The sequence below is a fragment of the Flavobacterium artemisiae genome, assembly GCF_042678225.1.
GTDB lineage: Bacteria > Bacteroidota > Bacteroidia > Flavobacteriales > Flavobacteriaceae > Flavobacterium > Flavobacterium artemisiae.
Window position 1 is genome coordinate 568,468 of record NZ_JBHUDZ010000016.1, and the last position, 20,413, is coordinate 588,880.

The window sequence follows — 20,413 nt, forward strand, 5'->3', positions numbered from 1 at the left end:
AAAATATGAGAATTGCAATAATATCGGATATACATGCGAACTTCCCCGCATTGGAGCAGACCCTAAAAAGTATTGAAGAGCAGAATATTGATGCTGTTTACTGCCTGGGAGATTTGGTTGGCTACAATTTATGCCCCAATGCCGTGATCAACGAGATCCGTAAAAAGCATATCCCTACCCTTGCAGGAAATCACGATGTCAAAGCTGTCGAGATACACAATGACGGTTCAAATGACATTGAAAGCTACGCATATCAGATTGTGGGTAAAGAGCAGATAAAGTATCTTTCTGCTCTTCCTGCCCATATTAAGCTTGAATACCAGACAGCCAGCAGACTTATAAAGATTCTGATGGTTCATGGCAGTCCTTACAGCAACAGGGAATATCTGCTTGAGGACAAAAATGAGAAAGATTTCACTGATATCTTTCTTGATTCCAACACAGATATTCTTATCTGCGGACATTCCCATCTGCCTTATCATCGCATATTGGAAAACCCCAATAAAAAAGGCAGTTATTTTCATGCCATTAATGCAGGCTCGGTTGGAAAACCAAAAGATAGAAATCCAGACTGCTGTTATGCGGTGATAACCATTGAAAAAAGCAGCAATCTTTCCAAAAAAGACGGTATTAAAGTGGAATTCATAAGAGTTCCTTATGATATTGAAAAAGCAGCCCGTGCTATTGAAGAAAGTCCGCTCCTTGACGTTTACGCGTTTATGCTGAGAAAAGCATATTAATGTATAGAAATAAAACCTGCTATGGAAAGTTTTAAATTATTTTTAAAGGGCATCGTGCCTCTCAGCGATCATGAATTTGAAATTTACAGTCCGTATTTCAAAACAAGGACATTAGCCCGAAACAGTTACTTTGCAGAAATCGGCAAAACCAGCAACGAAGCCGCCTTTATCAAAAAAGGACTGCTCAGAACTTATTACATAAATGAAAAATCCGAAGAAGTGACTTCCTGCTTCTGCGTAGAAAATAATCTCACAGCTTCATATAAAAGCTTTATCTCCCAGCAGCCTTCGGAACTTTCCATTCAGGCTGTAGAAGATACCGAACTTATAACAATCAGTTACAATGACCTGCAGATTCTCTATCAGAAGAGTCCGCTTTGGCTGAATATAGGAAGGACAATTGCCGAGCGGCAGTATATGGTGATGGAACAGTATGCCAGTGTTTTATGCAATGAAAGCGCAAAGGAAAAGTACCTGCGCATGGTCAAGGAACAGCCTGCCGTTCTAAATAAGGCTTCAGTAAATGATATTGCAAGTTATCTTGGAATTACGCGCAGGACACTCAGCAGGATAAGAAATGAGATAGCACAAAAATAGAGGACATTTGTCCTTAGTTTTAATTTTGCTTCCCCATAGTTTTGCTTTTATAATCAATTAAAAATAAAATGGAAACAGCAATTATCATTTCATCATTCTTTCTTGTCCTATTCGCTGTCTTGGCTTTATATGACGGCTTTTATCTGCATATTTTCAAATACCAGCTTCACAATCGGGAAGAAAGTAAAACCGAGCACATTACCCATACATTGAGAGCTGTTTTCTTTCCGGCAATCCTTTATTTTTTGTTCTTGAAACAAGATAATTATACGGCTTTTGCAATAGGCTTGACTATTGTCCTTTTAGACATACTGGTGCTAGGGTATGACGCTTTTATAGAGAAAGACAGCAGACAGTTTATGGGAGGGCTTCCGCGCTGGGAATATATTGTCCATTTATTCGTAAACGGTTTTCATTTTGCGTCAATTGCGGTTTACCTTTCCATCAGGTTTACTTTTCAAAATGGTGAAATAATGCTTTCGAATATAAATCAGTCCCCAGGTTTCTTTAATTTGTTAATTGTAAATCTCCTGCCGGGAGCTATCCTAATGGCAATTCTTCATATTTTCTTATGCATGCCAAAAACAGCCCTTATTTGGAATAATTTTAGAAGTAAAATCAATTGTTGTTAATCCCGCTTTCTTAATAAGCAGAACATAAAATCTATGAGTTTGGAAATAAATACTATTCACAATCAGTTTTATATCATTTTGGGAAGGTATATTAAGGCCCGTATAAATGATACCGATGATGCATCTGATGTTTTGCAGGAAGTTTTTATAAAGATAAACGAGAATTTAGGATCACTGACCGACGAAGGCAAACTAAAAAGCTGGATTTTCACGATCACAAGAAATTCCATTATTGACTATTACAGAAAAAATTCCAATAATAAAAAATCAGAGCTGACCGATTGCATGATGCAGAAAATAATGCATGAAACAGATTTTGACACTTCGGAAAGTCTGGACTGCTGTCTGATAAAATTCATTGAACGGCTGCCGGAAGACTATCGGGATATTATCATGGATAGCGAAATACATGGAATTAAACAGAAAGACTTAACAGAAAAACACAGCCTTGCCTACCCTTCCATCCGTTCTAGAGTGCAGAGAGGCAGATCCAGATTAAAAGAAATGCTTCTGGATTGCTGCAGTATCGAATTAGACCGCCGTGGAAATGTTATGAATGTTACTTCTAAAAAATCATGCAGCGGAGGAAAATGCTGATCACCGAATCATTTACGGAAGATTCATATATAAAAATTCAGACTGTTAGAAAAAAAATCAGCAAAGTCTGCATCATTTTTAGATTAGTACGTCTTAAGTAGTATTAATCATTAAAAATTAAAATTATGAAAAACAAAATGTACCTTACTCTTGCAGCATTGGTATTGTCTGCTGGAAGTATCTTCGCTTATGCGAACTTATCAAAAACTGATGCAAAGAAAAACTGCACTGAAAAATGTTCTACGCATTGCTGTAATGACGATTCGGGAACTTGTGCTCCGAAAGATTGCAAAAAGTAATATTTCGGTTTACTGCTTAAAAGACAACTCAAAAAGTTGTCTTTTTTTATGCGTAGGGATATTCATAAATTTAATTCAAATGTTTTGTATTTTAGCCTTTGCTTAAATAATCAAATGACATATATTTGTATTATGGAAGATATAACTTGTATACGCCAACAGGCAGATATAAAACAAATAGTCCGCTGCAAAGACAGAGTGCTAGAACTCAATGATACTTTTGATTATTTATCCAATGGGCTTGAATTGGCTGGCAACAATGTTAGATTAAGAATTCTCTTTTTACTTTATGAAGAAAAACAGCTCTGTGTCTGTGACATAAGTGATATTCTTGAAATGAGTATTTCTGCAATTTCACAGCACTTACGGAAACTAAGAGACAGAAAACTTATTGAAACTAAACGGGAAGCGCAGACCATTTTCTATTCGTTGACAAAGGAGTATGAAAAAATGCTAAGACCTTTCTTTGAAATTTTAGCCCAGAATGAAATTTTAGAAAAAATATGAAAACAGAGAATAAAATGATCGGAGCTGGATTTTTCACAGCAGTAGCTGCTTCATTGTGCTGCATTACTCCCATATTAGCATTAGTTGCCGGAACAAGCGGGATTGCTTCCACTTTTTCATGGCTTGAACCAATGAGGCCTTATTTCATCGCCCTGACTGTTTTAATTATTGGTTTTGCTTGTTATCAAAAGCTGAAAACTAAAAAGCAGATAGACTGTAACTGCGATATAGAAGAAAAGCCGAAATTCGTTAATTCAAAAATGTTTTTAGGATTTATTACTGTATTTACAGCAGTTATGATTTCATTTCCTTATTATTCAAATATTTTTTATCCAAATACTGAAAAGAAAATCTTAGTCTCCAACAAATCCAGCAGTCAAAAAGCTGAGTTTGCAATTAGTGGAATGACTTGTGCCAGCTGTGAAAAACATGTAAATCATGAAGTAAACAAATTGACAGGAATAATAAATTCAGATGCGAATTATACCAATGGTAATGCTGTTGTAGAATTTGATAATTCTAAAACCACTATTACCGAAATTGAAAAAGCAATTAATTCAACGGGCTATAAAGTAACCAACAAAAAATTAAAATGAAAATCGTTCTACAATCTATAATAACTTGTCCTCTTTGCTCACACAGCAAAGAAGAAACAATGCCGACCGACGCATGCCAATTCTTCTACGAATGTGAAAACTGCAAACAAACTCTTAAACCAAATCAGGGAGACTGCTGTGTGTATTGCAGTTTTGGAAGTCTACCGTGTCCACCAATTCAGCAAGATAAAAAATGTTGTTGATTCAAAAGATACTGCAATATAAAGCCTATTTAATAGCGGATTAAAAACTTGCGTAGATAAAAGCATCAATTATTTAACAAAATATATTATCAAACTTACTTAATAGTATTGTAAATAAATATACTATCATTACTTTTATACACTAAATCTATAGGATAAAAGAAGTATGATAATTAAAAGACCTGCAAAAAATAAAATATTATTACTTCCCTTTCTTTTATTTATTCTTCAAGTATGTGCACAGCAAAAAGACAGCTTATCCCCGCATTTCTCAATAAATATAGAACTAAGACCAAGAGTTGAATACACTACAAATTATACACTTCCACCCAACGACTCAATTGATCCATATTTTTATATCACACAGAGAAATCGAATTTCTATGCAGTACGAAAGAGAAAAATGGCTTATAAAATCAGACCTGCAGGAAATTCATCTTTGGAATCAAGATAATAAAACATCCAAAATAGGAAGCATTAATTTTTATCAGTTGTATTTTGAAACTAAATTCAAATCGATAAACTTTAAGTTAGGAAGGCAAAGCATTTTACTGGATAATGGCAGGTTATTTTCCGACGCTCCCTGGGCACAGCAGGGACGAGCTCATGAAGGAATACGCGTAATGAATTCTTCTAAAAAGTTCTCTAACGATTTCTTCTTTTTATTTACACGCAATTATAATAAAGAATTTGATGCATTATATTCTCCCGTCGCTTCAAATCGTTACAAATACTTGTTAATGAACAATTTTCACTATAATTCTGGCAAATATTTTTCTTTTAATTCAATGAATATCATTGATTTTCTTAAAAGTGCGGCCTCTGACAAAATATATACTCGTGCCACTACAGGAGGAAGAATTGAGTTTCAAAAAACTCAATGGTATTACACACTTAATACCTTTCTGCAATTTGGAAATAATCCAAAAGGCCAGAAATTATTTGCCTACTATCTTCAGCCAGAAATTAGATTAACCCTTCCAAAATCAATTTGGAGATTGGGAGCTGAAATAATTAGCGGAAGCAGCTCTTCATTACCTAAAAATGAATCTAGAGATTTTGACCTATTATATGGAGTTACTTGGAAATTTAACGGAAACATGAACGTATTTACACGTTTTCCTGCCGATGTTGGCGGAAAAGGTTTAGTAAATCCTTACTTATTTACCACAATACCAATGAATAATAAATTATCGCTGCGTACGGATTTTCATCTTTTTTACACCCAATATTCCTTAATCAATAATTCAGGCCAGCAGGTATCAAAGTTTCTTGGATTTGAAAATGACATTTCACTAAAATATAAACCTGTAAAAGAATTAGAAATTAATTATGCCTTTTCATTTTATAAATCGACTGATTCAATGCGGTATCTTCCTAAAATAATAGATGAAAATAAAATAGCAATTTGGAGTTATCTGATGATATCTTATAATTTTAATGTCATAAATTCAAAAGCTCACAAAAATTAGCTCTTTATTATATATTCGTTAGCTTTAAAGGTTTTATTTAGCCTATTTATACTAATGATAAAAATTCAGTAGTCGACTTTTAATCTCTAAAATATTTATAAATTTGACATGTGAAATCTTTCGTAACAATATTATCCTTCATCGTACTGTTTCTTTCTACAGTTCCATGCTCCGCATTTGCTAAGCACTCAGAATGCGGTGTAGAAAAAAACTGTGAGAATGACTCACATGACTGCGGTAATGAATGTAATGGAAAGTGTTCCCCGTTTTATTCCTGCGGAAACTGTATTGGCTTTACAATAAATTTTAATTCCGTGATTATTACTGAAAAATTGGAATTCAAATTGGATGAAGTCTCACAGACTCCATCTTACAATAAATTTGTCGATTCTTCATTCCTCTGTAAAATCTGGCAGCCTCCTAAAATTTCTTAATATAGAAAGTTTATCCCTGCATTAATCTCATTATGCGGGTCTATTATTTATTATTAATATTAAGAAATCATAAATGTTTAAATATATTTTATTGATTGTGGCAATGGCATTTATTGGCACTGCGCAAGCACAGAATACTATCAAGTTTCATTTCAAGAGTGCTGAAACTAACGAACCGATAAAAGGAGCTTCTGCAAAAATTGAAGAAATAAATTCGGTTTTCATATCAGATAATGAGGGAAATGTCACTATCGAAAATCTAAAAGATGGAAGCTACACCTTGACGATTTCTGATGAAGGCTACACTCCAAATAAAACAGTTTTTAAAGTTCCTTCTAGCTCCAATTTTATAGAAATTGCATTGCAGAGCGAAGATCAGGAAGCTGAAGAAATGAAAGAAATCGTTGTTACGTCAACCAGAGGAACTAGAACAATCAGCAATATTCCAACCAGAGTAGAATTTATTGCCGGAGAAGAACTTGAAGAAAAAGCTAATATGAAACCAGGCGATATTCGTATGATGCTTAATGAGAGTACCGGAATCCAGACCCAGCAGACTTCTGCAACTTCAGGAAATTCTTCTATCAGGATTCAAGGGTTGGATGGAAGATATACCCAGATTCTAAAAGACGGTTTTCCCTTATATTCTGGAGCATCAAGCGGACTGGGATTACTGCAGACTCCTCCATTAGATTTAAAGCAGGTTGAAATAATCAAAGGCTCTGCCTCTACCCTTTACGGCGGAGGGGCAATTGCCGGATTAGTAAATCTTGTTTCTAAAACTCCTAGCGAAGAAAGAGAATTGCGATTTTTAATCAATGGAACATCAGCTCTTGGACTGGATATAAACGGATTTTATTCTCAGCAGTTTAACAAAATTGGTGCAACCGTTTTCGCTTCTCACGATCGCAACGCCCCTTACGATCCAGCTGATATAAAGCTAACTGCAATACCAAAATTTGAGCGTTTTAATTTTAACCCTAAGCTTTTTGTCAATTTTAATGAAAATACCAGACTTAATTTTGGTGTCAATACCGTTTTTGAAAACCGTTTAGGCGGAAACATTGATTACATCAAAGATGAAAGTAAATATCCTGACAGTTATTTTGAAAAAAATAAAACTCAGAGAATAAGTACTCAATTTACCCTGACGCATAAATTTAATGAGCAGGAATCGATAACAATTAAAAACAGTTTTAATAATTTCAGCCGTGTGATAACTATTCCTGATTATGTTTTTGACGGATTGCAGAATAGTACTTTTTCTGAAATCAGTTATTATAAAAACGGCAAAATTGCAGAATGGGTTGCAGGTGCTAACTTATATACCGACAATTTTAGTGAGGACAGCCAGACTGATTTCCCATTAAGAAACTATAATCAGATTACCTATGGAGCTTTTCTTCAAAACACAGTTAAAGCCAAAGAATGGCTAGAGATAGAAACGGGTCTTAGAGGCGATTATGTTATGGATTATGGTTTTTCTCTGCTTCCAAGAGTGTCAGCTTTATTTAAAATTAATCCTAAATTTACTTCACGAATTGGCGGAGGTTTAGGCTATAAAACCCCAACTATTTTTACAGAAGAAAGTGAACGCATTCAATATCAAAATGTACTTCCCATTAATAGTGATTTTAATAAACTTGAAAAAAGTTACGGTTTTAACTTTGACGTAAATTACAAGACTAAAATTACCGAAGATCTTTCCTTATCATGGAATCAGTTATTTTTCTATACCAATATTGATAATCCATTGATTTTAAATTCCATTCCAAATAACGTTTATCAGTTTGTAAATGCCAATGGTTATCTGGACACAAAAGGAACTGAAACAAATGTGAAATTAGGCTATAAAGATTTTAAGTTATTTCTAGGATATACTTATACAGATGCATCGATAGATACGAATGGAGTAAAATCTGAAAATCCTTTAACGGCAAAACACAGACTGAACAATGTTTTGATGTATGAAGTTGAAGATAAATGGAAAGCCGGTTTAGAAGCATATTATTACAGTCCCCAAAAACTAAGTGATGGTACTACAGGAAGAGATTACTGGATTTTAGGACTTATGGTAGAAAAACTCTGGGAGAATTTTTCAGTTTATGCCAATTTTGAAAACTTTACGGACACCAGACAAACTAAATTTGGAAGCATATACACAGGAAGTATTTCAAATCCTGTATTCAAAGATATATATGCACCACTAGACGGCTTTGTAGTGAATGCCGGAATAAAGATTAAAATTTAATCTTTAACTTTTTATACATAAAAGCCTTCAAAATTAAATTATTTTGAAGGCTTTTGATATATGCCCATAACTGTAATTTCAAAGTAACATAACCACATTATGATGTTTATTATTTAGGCCTTTTTGTTTATTTTTATAACTATTTGTTTACTAATAATGAGATCCTATTACCAGTTAATAAACCAAGAAAGTTTAATCTAACTTTTATTTTTTGATATTTTAACATTAGGCCCTTACAATACATACAAACCTCTTCAAAATAATAATTTATGGTAGAAATTCACTTAAAAACAAGCTAATTTCTTTAAATAATACATAAAATGATTTATATATTGTGAACTAAACGTCACGTAATTCTGAAATAATCAAAGAAAAAAGATGAAGGTTCGTGTATCTTTTTTTCTTTATATATTTTAACTATTAGAAACAAAACATAAAACACTGACAAATAAATAATTGTGAAAAATTCTTTATCTTTATCTTAACAATATTTTAGATATGAAATATGAAGAATATGAATATACAGGGAAAATTACACCTCTAGAAGCTCAAAAAATGCTAAATGATGAAGGAATGAATGTTACTTTGGAAGAAGCGACAGATATTTTGAAATTTCTAGCTAATATGGCAGATGTGGCTGTAAGAAATTTTCTAAAAGAAAAAGAAGATACTTTATAACCAATTTAAGTTAGCAAAATCTATTTTTAAAATCTAAAAACTCCGTACTGATAATGTTAGAAAGAATTTGTTCTAAAAATTGTAAATATAGGAGGTAGCATGTAAAAATGTTCTGAGTTTTGTGGAAAAATCGTGCCACATTGCATTTGGAGTAGATACTTTTTCGCTACTACGTAACAGAACTTTTAATTCTTAATCGAAAATACTAAGTATTTTACTATATTTGTGATACAAAAAAGATTAATACTACTGCATGTTAGTCCGTTAGTATACAAAGTTTTGTGCATGAATTTGTATTTAAATATTAAAAAATTGAATTTGGTGCAGAATCGGTGCACAGAGGTCCAAGACATTAATAAAAGTGGCATATACAGCGGTTTCAGACGTATAGTTCGAATCCTGCTCTCCCCACAAAAAGTCCTGAAGAAATTCAGGACTTTTTTATTTTTGTTTTACGGCACTTTTCATTTTTTTTTTAACTGCACGAAATCTCTATGGCAGAATAGTGGCAGTCTGTATTTGAAGTTACCTCCAAATTTCCACAAAAGCTAGGATAATTTTAGTAAGCACGTTTTGGATAGTTCAAGCAGCGTCGAAGTGGTTATGAATCCTGAAAGCCAGTCAGGAAAGTAAAACTTACGCATATTTTTTTTATTTTATTCGTATTTAAAGGCTGTCCTAAGTGACAGCCTTTTTTTGCATTACTTCTTTATCATTTTTATCTAGACGTAAGCTTATTCAATTTGATATTAATTAACGTTTTGACATTAAATTAATTTTTCCTGTCTGAAGCCCTTTACCTGTTACTTCAAGCTGGATTGCTCCCGCTTTTTCAACTGCTTTGACCAATACTACTAATTTACCGCTGAAAAGTTTCATATGATTTTCATGAAACATTTCCAAAGATGTAGCATCTCCATTACATGCTGCTCTATAAGTTCCTGCTCCAGTTACCTTAAATTGCAATTCGTTAACTGCTGTAGGACATGGAATTCCGTTTTTATCTACTACTGAAACCGTAACAAAAGAAATATCCTCTCCATCAGCTTTAATAGTTTTTCTGTCCGCTTCCAAAACAATTTTGTACGGATCTCCCGCAGTTTTAATTTCTTTAGTTATTGCTGCTTTTCCATTAGAATCAAATGCAACAACTTTTACTGTTCCTGGTTCATATTTAACATCATTCCACATCAAACGATAACGGTTTTGTGGAGTTGCATTATTCTTTTTCTGAATTCCCATACTTTTTCCATTTACAAAAAGCTCCGCACTGTCATAATTGGTATAAACGAAAACTGGAGTTACTTCGCCTTCTCTTCCTTTCCAATTCCAATGTGGCAGTATATGAAGTGTTTTATACTTTGTATTCCATCTGCTTCTATAAAGATAAAAACGGTCTTTAGGAAGTCCCGCTAAATCTGAAATTCCAAAATAAGAACTTCTTGAGGGCCATTTTTCATCGTAAGGCGTTGGTTCACCTAAATAATCAAAACCTGTCCAAACAAATTCTCCAATAACCCAAGGTTTGTCATCCTGAAGCACAAAATCATCGTCTGGAACATTCGACCAGCTGCATGCTTCAAGATCATAAGAAGAACTTTGAAAATCATTGTATTCTTTATTTTTTGCCTGCACAACAGGAAATTTATAAATTCCTCTTGAACTTACTGTCGAAGCGGTTTCTGAACCTAAAATAAGTCCTTGCGGAAATGTTTTATAAGCTTCTTCGTAAAGATGAACTCTGTAATTTAATCCGGGAATATCCAGCAAAGCTCCAAAACCAGATTCCATAGTTGCTTTCACCTGATCCATACCAACCGTCACAGGTCTTGTAGGATCTTCACGGTGAAAAATATCCTGTAGCCATCTCGCACGTTTTACACCTTCAGCTCCCCATTGATCAGGAACTTCATTTCCAGAACTCCACATTACAATAGAGGGATGATTTCGAGTCGCTCTCACTAAATTCACAATGTCTTTTTCGGCATATTCTTCGAAAAAACGATTATATCCATTTTCAACTTTTGGCTTTGCCCATTCGTCAAAACTTTCAGCCAAAAACATGAATCCCATTTCATCAGCCAATTCCAATTGTTCAAAAGAAGGCATATTATGAGAGCTTCTGATTGCATTACATCCCAAGTCTTTTAAAATCGTCAGCTGTCTTCGAAGTGCTGCTTTATTTATCGCTGCGCCAAGAGGCCCTAAATCATGATGCAGACAAACTCCTTTAAATTTAGTTATTTTTCCATTAAGGCTAAATCCTTTATTAGGTTCGTATTTAATGTATCGAATACCAAACTTTATATTTTGTTCTTCTTTTAAAGTACCGTCTGCAGCGTATAATTTGGTAACTGCAGTATATAAATAAGGTGTTTCTGGACTCCATAAATTAGGTTTGGCAACTTCAATTGTCTGATGAAATTTTCCTTCTTTAGAATCTGTACTTTTTTGTGTCGCCACAATCTTATTGTTAGCATCTTTTATTTCGGTTACCATTGAAGCATTGGCACCATGAAACTCCGCTTTAATATCAACAACAGCATTATTTCCTTTCGTTTCTGGAGTAGTGATAAAAGTTCCCCATTGTGCGAAACTTTCTTCCTCCTTTACCACAATGCTTACGTTTCTATAAAGCCCGGCACCAGGATACCATCTTGAAGAAAAAGGCAGATTAGTTAATTTTACTGCCAATACATTTTCTTTTCCAGCAAGCAAATCATTGGTAATATCAATATAAAAATAGCTGTAGCCATAGCCCCAATTTCCTATTTTTTTTCCATTTAAATAAACTTGAGGTTCGCTCATAGCCCCCTCAAATATAAGAAGTGCTTTTTTTCCTTTTTTGAATTCTGGAACAGCAAATGTATTGCGATACCAGCCTGTACCGATATGTGGCAATGCTCCTGTTCTTCCTGTTTTTTCAGTCGCTTCTTTTTCGCCGTTTTGCTCAATAATTCCTGTTTGAATATCCCATTTTTTATCAAAAGGTCCATAAATAGCCCAATCGTGTGGTACAGTAACTTTTTCCCATTTCGAAGCATCGTAATCAACAGAAAAAGCGTCGCCTTTAACCTCTTTAGAAAAACGCCAGTTATCTTTTAAAAGAACTGTTGCAGATTGTGACATCATTTTTTCGGTTGAAAAAACTAGTAGAAATAAGAATAATGTTGATTTAAAAAATAATTTCATTTTCTGTTTTAATTTTTTTTTCACCATTAAGGCATTAAGTTAATTAAGCTTTGCGTTTCTTTTGGCATTAAAAATCAAGAGAATTAAGCCAAGCTTAATTAACTTAATGTCTTAATGGTAAAATTTAATATTTATTGTTTAAAAGCATCCAATGCTGGCGAAGGTTTTCCATCAGGAAGCCATGCATTTAATTGATAGCCGCTCCAGCTTTTTTCGCCTTGCGGTTCCCAATAGATAACTCCTAATCCTTTACTATTCGGTACGCTTTTTACTGCTTTTATAGTAGCATCAAGCATTTCTTTTGTATTTTCAACTAATGTGTAATCGCCACCGACTTCTACCACCATAACTTCTTTGTTATAACGGGAAGCCATATCTTTTAGATTGTTTTCTAAATCTAAGATGTTTTCTTTATAATCTGTTTTTAACCAAAATGGATAATAAGACAAACCAATTACATCATATTTCACTTTATTCTCGGTTGCTTTGTCAAAAAACCATCTAAATTTCTCATTTTTATTTCCTTCGTCTAAATGTACAATAACTTTAATTTTTGAATCTATTGCTTTTGTCGCTTCATATCCTTTATTAAGCAATTGCGCCAGTTGATTAAAATTATCTGTATGCCCTTCTGGCCAAAGCATACCGCTTGGAATTTCATTTCCAACCTGAACCCATTCTGGAGTCACGCCGGCTTTTTTTAACAGTTGCAAAACATCGTAAGTATGTCGGTATACATCGTCTAACAATTCTGGAAAAGAATGTTTTGCCCAAGCTGCAGGTTTGTTTTGTTTGCCTGGATCTGCCCATGAATCGCTGTAATGAAAATCGATCATGATGCGCATTCCCATTTTTTGTGCGCGCACTGCCATAACTACAGTTTCTTCTGGACTGCAATGTCCGCTGGCTTTGTCATCATTCGGATTTACCCAAACACGTAATCTTATTGTATTTATACCTCGATCTTTTAATAATTGCAGACAGTCTTTTTGAGAGCCATCTGCATCATAAAATTTATATCCAGTTGCTTCCATTTGTGGCAGCCAGCCTATGTCTGCTCCTTTTGAAAAAGAATCTTTTTCAACTGCCATTTTAGATTTACATGAAGTAAACAAAACAGCAGCTATCATCAATGACGATACAATTTTAAGTGATTTATTCATATTTTTAATCTTTACTGAAAGCTTGCATTACAGACAAGGCATTGTTGTCAAAACTGTATAATGCTTGATTTTCGAATGTAGAACCAGTTGTTGATTGTGGTCCTTTGAATGCTACCCATTCGCCGCCCCAATAGGCAAATCCTTGTCCGTACTCTGATGATTTTACGATGTTTTTAATATCCATCACAAAAGTTCTTTGTCCTGCAGGAGTTGCTGGATAGCCCGATACCAATTGATCGCTTGATCCCATAATATTGTTTGTCTGATCGTTATGTAATAATGTAAACGGATAAGCGGTTTCTGCAATCAAAACTTTTTTACTGAATTTCTTTCCTAAGCCGTCAATAGTTGTTTTTATTACAGTTAAATCTTTACCATGCCAAATTGGATAATAAGATAATCCGATATAGTCGTAATCAATACTTTTCATTTTAGTAAAAAACCAATCTGTCGCACCGCCATCTACTCCTGCATAATGAATCATTATTTTTGTGTTGGGTGCTTTACTGCGAACTACTGCACTTGCTGCGTTTAAAATAGCAATACACTGCTGTTCGTTACTCATTAAATTACCTTGCGGCCACAATAATCCGCTATTGATTTCATTTCCAATTTGAATAATATCTGGTTTAATTTCTGAAATTATTGTTCCAGTGTACTTTTCAACTTCCGTTTTTAAATCGGCAAAAGATAAATTTTTCCATTCCTCAGGAGTTGTCTGTACTCCTGGATCAGCCCAATCATCAGAATAATGAACCGTAAGCCAAACTCTTAAACCCGCTTGTCTTGCCTTTTGAGCCAATTGTTTTACTTCGCTAAAACCAGAACGCCCATTTACAGGATTTTTCCATAAACGAATTCGAACTGTATTACATCCTGCATTTTTTAATGTAGTAAGCATTGGTTCAGCTTTACCATTGCTGTAAAATTTCGTTCCTAAAGATTCCATTTGAGGAAGAAATGAAACATCTGACGCTCTAATAAAAGTATCATTGGCATCTGGCGGATTAACTGCTTCCGCCTCTGAAGCATCATTGTTAGAGCACGAAAATTGAATTGCAGTTACAACCAGTAACCCCAAAATCTTTATATATTTTTTCATTAGATGAGTTATAAAAGTGAAATTATGATTTTAAAGAAAGAAGAAGCCTCAAAACAACCTTATTGAGGCTTCTCTTATTTTCAATTCAATTTATGGAGTTGGTATAAACATATAACGTCCATCTAAGTCGTTGAACCAGATTTCATATTTTCCAGCCTCAACAATAATATCTCCTCCATTATCACCCCAGCTTACATCCCAGCTGTTGTTAGCTTTAAACTTCATTTTTCCAGCTTTTAATGTTTGAGTAACTTTCCAAATGTGCGAATCAAATGCCGATTTAACCAAAGGAACTTCTGTGTTCCAGCCCGCATCATCACCTGTTAATACTGATCCTGTTAGGCCAATAGTTGCATAAGTTGTCATTGGTCCTGTATAAGGTGTAATTTTGTATGTCAACTCTTCAAGGTTAATTTCAAAACTGTAGTAACCTGAAGCCGTTGTTGGGAATACACCTGGATCCGTGTCGCTTTCTGTAGCTCTGTATTGTACTTTAGCTCCATTTGTTCCGTAAAGTGGTGCCCAGAAACCAATTTGTTCAATTAATTTAAATCCGTCTTTATTAAAAAATCCTGTATAATATTGTTTTGCTGGTTCTTTTGGATCTCTGTAAATTGGCATATTATTGCTCGTTACACTCCATCCTGCAGCAGTACCTGGACCTACTAAAAACAAATCAACTTTAGGGAATACACCTCTATAAGGAGTTAAGTTAATAGTAATTGGCGTAGAAAGTTTTGGTTCTGAAAGTGTTGTTCCTACCGTAGATTTCACTCTTACGTCAATTGTCCCTTCTTCATTAGCCTTAAGTCCAAGTTCTAATGCTTTTGCATTCAATTCTGCTACCGTAATAGTCGCATGAGTAGTGGTAGAAGTTGTAATATCTATTGGTGCTGCAAATTCTGTGTTACTTGATGCAAATTGAACAGTATACGTTACAATTGTTGGGTTTCCGTAATTAACTTTTTCCCATGTAAATGTTAGTGCTGTATTGTTTGGTGTATCTTTATTTAAAATTGTAGAAGAACCGCCTTCTGGAGTTATCAAAGAAAATGCAGCTTCTTGAGGTTCTAAAATCATTAAATTTTCTTCGTTTTCGCAAGACGAAAATCCAGCCAGTACAAGTACCGCAATAAATATTTTATATATAAGTTTCATTTGTATATCGTTTAAGTTAAAAAAATTAGTAACCTGTATTTTGAGTTAAATTTTTATTGGCTCCCAAAGATCCTTCCGGAATCGGGAAAACACTCATATAAGCAGGAATAGCGATTCCTTTTGAAGAATTTCCTTTCCACGCCCAGTTGTAAGAGCCTCCAGTATATTTTCCAAAACGAATTAAATCTTGTCTGCGGTGTGCTTCCCAATGTAATTCGCGCGCTCTTTCGTCAATAAGAAAATCAAGTGTTAATTCACCTAAAGTAATGTTTCCAACAGTTGAATTACTGTTTGCTCTTTGTCTTAAAGCATTTACATAATTTAATGCTTGAGAAATTGTACCGTTTCCTCCTCTTAAAGTAGCTTCAGCATACATTAAATACACATCGGCTAATCTGAATAATGGGAAATCAGTATCAGCATATGTAGAGCTAATTCCGTTAACTCCTGTTGAAGTTTTATTCGAAAATTTAGATAAAATATAACCTTGCGTTTTTACACCAATATCATCAATATCAATAGATCTTTGTTTTCCTGGATCGCCGGCAACACCTTTTCCAATTGTATTTCTCGTATCTTGACTGAATTTTGCACCGTCAAATTTTTGAACAAATTCCTTTCTAATTCTAAGTGCTCCTGTCCATCCTCCAATTCCGAAGTCGGCACCATTATTTTCCCAAGCCCCAATTTGTCCGTTTGTTAGAACAGTTGTTGCGCCCCAGTTTTGAGAAACTGCTCCATCCGACTGAATTCCGAAAATGATTTCTTGAGAAGTATTATTATCTGCTTTAAAATTGTCTAAATATTTTGATTTCAATGTATAACCGCCATCAATAATTGCATTACACATTGCAATACAATCATTAAAACGATCAGCCTGAATATATACTTGAGCATTCAAATACATTTTAGCCAAAATCATTCGCGCCATAGATTGATCTAATCTTCCATATTCATTTGTTCTGGCCGCCTTCAAATCAGGTAAAACTGCTTTTAGTTCTGTTTCAACAAATTCAAATAATTGTTTTCTGTTAAATTCAGGACCTGTAAAGTTTACAGGATCATTTTCGGTATACATAGGTGCTTTTCCAAATAAATCCATCATGTTATAATAAGCGTAAGCTCTTAAAACACGAACTTCCTGACGATAAAGCGCTATATCCTTCAATGTTGCGGCATCATTAATTCCTCTTGAACTTAATTTTTCCGGGGTGCTTTGACGTAAAAATTCGTTAGCATAAGAAACAGAAACCATTGTTCTACTAAACATTCCTAAAATAACAGGATTTGCAGCTGTCCAGATATTACGTTGCAATTCTGCCGTTCCACCATCATTTTCATAACTCCAAACCAATTCGTCTGTCGTTAATTCCTGCATGTATAACAAACATCTTGTAAACTGGCTTGTTCCAGCATCTACCCCTTCCAGCGAAGAATTATCTGGTCCAAGTACTCCTGTCAAAGTTAAATTTCCGTACACTCCGGCAAATGCTCTTTTGTATCCCTCTGGAGTAGAAAACAATACATCTGAAGAAAGAACATCATCATCTTTTGAAACTACATTCAAATCATCTGTACACGACTGAAAAATCAAAGTCAGTACAGCTATTGTTGTTACTATATATTTTTTCATGATTTCGTAATTAGAATTTAAGATTAACACCAAATAATATGGATCGTTGTCTTGGATAAATCGTTTTATCTACACCGTTATTTGTAATTTCAGGATCTAAACCACTGTATTTTGTCAATACAAAAACATTCTGAACTCCGGTTGAAACTCTTAATGAAGCTTTGCTGTTCAGCCAGTTGTTTAAAGTGTATCCTAAAGTAACGTTGTCTAATTTTAAAAATGACGCATTTTCAATATAAAGATCTGATAATACTACGTTTGAAGTAGTCTGAAAATTGGTTTCTAATACCTGAGACGGAATATTACTTAAAACCCCTCCGTTTTCCATAGCATCATACTGTGCCCTGCTCGCGTCTACAGCATTAAAAATTCGGTTACCAATACTTGCTCTTAAGTTGAATGAAAAGTCAAACTTTTTGTAATTCATATTAGACGCAAATCCTAAAGTAAAATCTGGATCTGGATTATTATAAATGTATTTGTCTGAATCATTTTTGATGTTGTCTCCGTTCAAATCTGCAAAAGCGCCATCAATTGGCTTCCCTTCGTTGTTATACATTTGTTTGTAAACGTAGAATGAATAAGGTGTAAATCCTTCTCTAAAAATTTGCCCCGGAGTTCCTGTTCCAGCGATATTATCTCCTAAAAAGATATCCGTTCCGTTAACCAAGTTTTTGATTCTTCTTTCAAACTTAGAGAAGTTAAAATTCATATTCCAATTGAAATTTTTTGTCTTAACCGCATTAGCATTAAGCGTGAACTCAATACCTTTTGTGGTAAAGCTTCCAACGTTTTGATACACACGATTAGAAAAATTACTTCCATCAGATATTGCTGCATTTACTAATAGATCTTTAGACTCTTTGTAAAAAACATCAACTCCTGCCGCTAAACGATTGTCTAAAAAACCAAAATCTAAACCTGCGTTATAAGATGTAGTTTCTTCCCATTTCAAATTGTGTGTTCTTTTTGAAGGAAGTGCGACTGGAACTGGGCTTTCGCCAAAATAGTACTCCGAATTTCCACTTCCGACTTGGTATTTTTGAAGATATCCATTTGGTTCAGGAATATCCTGCTGTCCTGTAATCCCGTAACTTAATCTTAATTTCAAGTCAGATAACGTGTTATTGTCTTTAAAGAAATCTTCTTTGATTTTCCATGCAAAAGCTGCAGAAGGAAAATTCCCCCAACGATTAGCTTCCTCAAATCTTGATGAACCATCTCTTCTGTAAGACAAAGTCAATAAATATTTGTCTCTAAAGTTTAGATTTGTTCTCGCAAAGAATCCTAATAAAACAACATCTGTATCCAATGTTGTTTCAGGGAATGTTGATGGTAAATCAGGATTTAAAATATTACCTGTTTCAAATTTTGAACTTTGAAATTTTTGATATGAATAACCACCAGTCATTTCAAAATTTAATGAATTAAACGTTTTGTTGTAAACCAAATAAGTATCTAATAATTTATTTCTTCTGGTTTGTTCTGTATATTCGTTTGTCCCGTACGGAATATTGTTGTTAGACGGAGCAGAACCCGCATCAGCACCAACCAATCTTCTTCTTTCTCCATTCGATTCATCAAAACCAACATTTACAACTGCTCTTAAAGCAGGTAAAAAATGAAACTTGTAATCAATCTCAAAATTTCCAAAAATTCTGTCACTTGTTCCTCTATCATTAGTATTCAACAATTGCGAAACAGGATTTCTGGCAGCAGTTGATACTAACGGATAATTACCATTGGCATCTATACCGGTAGTATATTCAAAATAGCCACCATAAGGTGCTCCTTCTACTTTTATTGGCTGTGTCGGATCAAAACCAATTGCTGCACCTTCGACACCATCAGTAAATCTGTTGATTTCGTTTGTATAATTCGCCGAAAGTCTCAGTTTTAAATGATTGTCTAAAAACGCTGGATTCATTACTAAACCAACTGTGTTTCTTTTGAAATTATTGGTCAAGCGAAGTCCTTGTTGATCTGTATTTCCCAGAGTTAAACTTGTTGGAATAATGTTGAACAAACTTCCTCTTATTGCTAAACTTTGATCTATTGTTCCTGTATTTCTGTAAATTGCTCTCTGCCAGTCTGTATTTGCAGTTCCCAATTTATCCAAATCATCACTTCTTCTGTCGGCGATAACACTTCTAAATTCATCTGCACTAAAAACATCAACCGTTTTAGTCAGTGTACCTGCAGCATATTGTACATTATAATCTACAGATAGTGTTTTACTTCCTTTTTTAGTAGTAATGATAATAACTCCATTAGAAGCTCTAGATCCATAAATTGCTGAAGCCGAAGCATCTTTTAAAACTGTAATCGATTCTACAGTTGCTGGATTTAATGATGCTAAAAAGGAAGAAGACCCTGTATTGGTAGCATTGTCCAGCGGTAATCCGTCGATGACAATAAGAGGGTCATTACTTGCAAAAAGAGAACTTCCTCCTCTAATTCTAATTTGAGAACTAGAACCTGGTGCTCCTGTTGAGTTTACGGTTAAACCGGCCACTCTTCCGCTTAGGAGATTTTCTGTTGTGATGTTGTTTCCTTTGTTAAAGTCTTTTGTAGAAAGTGCCGTAACAGATCCTGTAGCATCTTTCTTTTTGACGCTTCCGTAACCTACCTGAACAACGACTTCTTTTAATTGAGTATTATCTTCTTCAAGATATACTGTAATGTTTTTTTGTCCGCCAGTTTTAATGGTTTGATTGACATATCCAGTATAAGAAAATGTAAGCTGACTATCTGCTTTTATGCCAGACAACTGAAATTTTCCGTCAAAGTCAGTAGAGGTGCTTATGTTTGCGCCTGACACTTTTATGTTTACTCCGGGTATGGGCTGCTTGGAGCCGTTTTCCAGAACAACACCACTGATTGTGCTTTGAGCAAAAACACAAAAAGGAAGCAAGAGTAATAAAAGTAAAAATTTGGTTTTAATTCTTTTCATGCTTTTTTAATTGGTTTGGTTTTAAGTTAGGTTTTATTCATTAGTGATCGCTGCAAGAGAATTGCAGAAATATAATCTTTAAGAAAACAAGGCTCTTTTTTTGAGAATTGTTCTTTAAAAATCTTTTCTTAAGATTATAATAAGCTTACACTGTTTTTAAGAATCAGGAAAAGTTTCCCGTGACAATTTTAGATTGAGTAATGGTCA

General features: G+C 34.3%; 18 protein-coding genes. 12 read left to right on the plus strand and 6 right to left on the minus strand.

Translation table 11 applies throughout. From position 1 onward, the window contains the following. Positions 1–5: 5 nt before the first annotated feature. The 12 genes from ACFSC2_RS18745 to ACFSC2_RS18800 all read left to right on the plus strand — a co-directional run bounded on the left by ACFSC2_RS18745 (position 6) and on the right by ACFSC2_RS18800 (position 9,005). On the plus strand, positions 6–740 hold the full coding sequence (locus tag ACFSC2_RS18745) for a metallophosphoesterase family protein (protein ID WP_379815874.1): 735 nt from the start codon (positions 6–8) through the stop codon (positions 738–740). 21 nt (positions 741–761) lie between these two features. Next, entirely contained in the window at positions 762–1,337 is a 576-nt protein-coding gene (locus tag ACFSC2_RS18750) for a Crp/Fnr family transcriptional regulator (RefSeq protein ID WP_379815875.1), read from the plus strand. 68 nt (positions 1,338–1,405) lie between these two features. Further along, complete coding sequence (locus ACFSC2_RS18755; protein WP_379815876.1) at positions 1,406–1,969, plus strand: hypothetical protein; 564 nt, start codon at positions 1,406–1,408, stop codon at positions 1,967–1,969. Between the two features lie 33 nt (positions 1,970–2,002). After that, entirely contained in the window at positions 2,003–2,566 is a 564-nt protein-coding gene (sigZ, locus tag ACFSC2_RS18760; protein ID WP_379815877.1) for an RNA polymerase sigma factor SigZ, read from the plus strand. A gap of 125 nt (positions 2,567–2,691) precedes the next feature. After that, on the plus strand, positions 2,692–2,865 hold the full coding sequence (locus ACFSC2_RS18765) for a hypothetical protein (protein ID WP_274256627.1): 174 nt from the start codon (positions 2,692–2,694) through the stop codon (positions 2,863–2,865). 132 nt (positions 2,866–2,997) lie between these two features. Further along, on the plus strand, positions 2,998–3,372 hold the full coding sequence (locus tag ACFSC2_RS18770; protein ID WP_379815912.1) for an ArsR/SmtB family transcription factor: 375 nt from the start codon (positions 2,998–3,000) through the stop codon (positions 3,370–3,372). Continuing rightward, positions 3,369–3,968, plus strand: a complete 600-nt coding sequence (gene merTP, locus ACFSC2_RS18775) for a mercuric transport protein MerTP (RefSeq protein WP_379815878.1) — start codon at positions 3,369–3,371, stop codon at positions 3,966–3,968. The genes ACFSC2_RS18770 and merTP overlap by 4 nt, the downstream gene beginning before the upstream one ends. Beyond that, on the plus strand, positions 3,965–4,171 hold the full coding sequence (locus ACFSC2_RS18780; RefSeq protein WP_379815879.1) for a GDCCVxC domain-containing (seleno)protein: 207 nt from the start codon (positions 3,965–3,967) through the stop codon (positions 4,169–4,171). The genes merTP and ACFSC2_RS18780 overlap by 4 nt, the downstream gene beginning before the upstream one ends. Positions 4,172–4,337: 166 nt before the next feature. Continuing rightward, positions 4,338–5,642 (plus strand): hypothetical protein, encoded by a 1,305-nt coding sequence (locus ACFSC2_RS18785; RefSeq protein WP_379815880.1) that lies wholly within the window; start codon positions 4,338–4,340, stop codon positions 5,640–5,642. A gap of 110 nt (positions 5,643–5,752) precedes the next feature. Further along, a complete protein-coding gene (locus ACFSC2_RS18790) occupies positions 5,753–6,076 on the plus strand; it encodes a DUF6660 family protein (RefSeq protein ID WP_379815881.1) in 324 nt (107 codons plus the stop codon). A 73-nt stretch (positions 6,077–6,149) separates the two neighbouring features. Further along, a complete protein-coding gene (locus tag ACFSC2_RS18795) occupies positions 6,150–8,327 on the plus strand; it encodes a TonB-dependent receptor (protein WP_379815882.1) in 2,178 nt (725 codons plus the stop codon). Positions 8,328–8,825: 498 nt separating this feature from the next. Further along, positions 8,826–9,005 (plus strand): hypothetical protein, encoded by a 180-nt coding sequence (locus ACFSC2_RS18800; protein WP_379815883.1) that lies wholly within the window; start codon positions 8,826–8,828, stop codon positions 9,003–9,005. A gap of 753 nt (positions 9,006–9,758) precedes the next feature. On the opposite strand, the gene ACFSC2_RS18805 is transcribed toward ACFSC2_RS18800, so the two are convergent. The 6 genes from ACFSC2_RS18805 to ACFSC2_RS18830 all read right to left on the minus strand — a co-directional run bounded on the left by ACFSC2_RS18805 (position 9,759) and on the right by ACFSC2_RS18830 (position 20,206). Continuing rightward, a complete protein-coding gene (locus tag ACFSC2_RS18805; protein WP_379815884.1) occupies positions 9,759–12,197 on the minus strand; it encodes a DUF4982 domain-containing protein in 2,439 nt (812 codons plus the stop codon). 131 nt (positions 12,198–12,328) lie between these two features. Continuing rightward, positions 12,329–13,360, minus strand: a complete 1,032-nt coding sequence (locus ACFSC2_RS18810) for a glycoside hydrolase family 53 protein (protein ID WP_379815885.1) — start codon at positions 13,358–13,360, stop codon at positions 12,329–12,331. Between the two features lie 4 nt (positions 13,361–13,364). Then, a complete protein-coding gene (locus tag ACFSC2_RS18815; protein WP_379815886.1) occupies positions 13,365–14,462 on the minus strand; it encodes a glycoside hydrolase family 53 protein in 1,098 nt (365 codons plus the stop codon). Positions 14,463–14,552: 90 nt separating this feature from the next. Further along, positions 14,553–15,620 carry a SusE domain-containing protein gene (locus ACFSC2_RS18820; RefSeq protein WP_379815887.1) on the minus strand — a complete coding sequence of 356 codons (1,068 nt, stop codon included), beginning with the start codon at positions 15,618–15,620 and terminating at the stop codon, positions 14,553–14,555. Between the two features lie 25 nt (positions 15,621–15,645). Further along, positions 15,646–17,253 (minus strand): RagB/SusD family nutrient uptake outer membrane protein, encoded by a 1,608-nt coding sequence (locus ACFSC2_RS18825; RefSeq protein ID WP_379815888.1) that lies wholly within the window; start codon positions 17,251–17,253, stop codon positions 15,646–15,648. A gap of 10 nt (positions 17,254–17,263) precedes the next feature. After that, positions 17,264–20,206 (minus strand): SusC/RagA family TonB-linked outer membrane protein, encoded by a 2,943-nt coding sequence (locus tag ACFSC2_RS18830; protein WP_379815889.1) that lies wholly within the window; start codon positions 20,204–20,206, stop codon positions 17,264–17,266. Between the last annotated feature and the right edge of the window lie 207 nt (positions 20,207–20,413).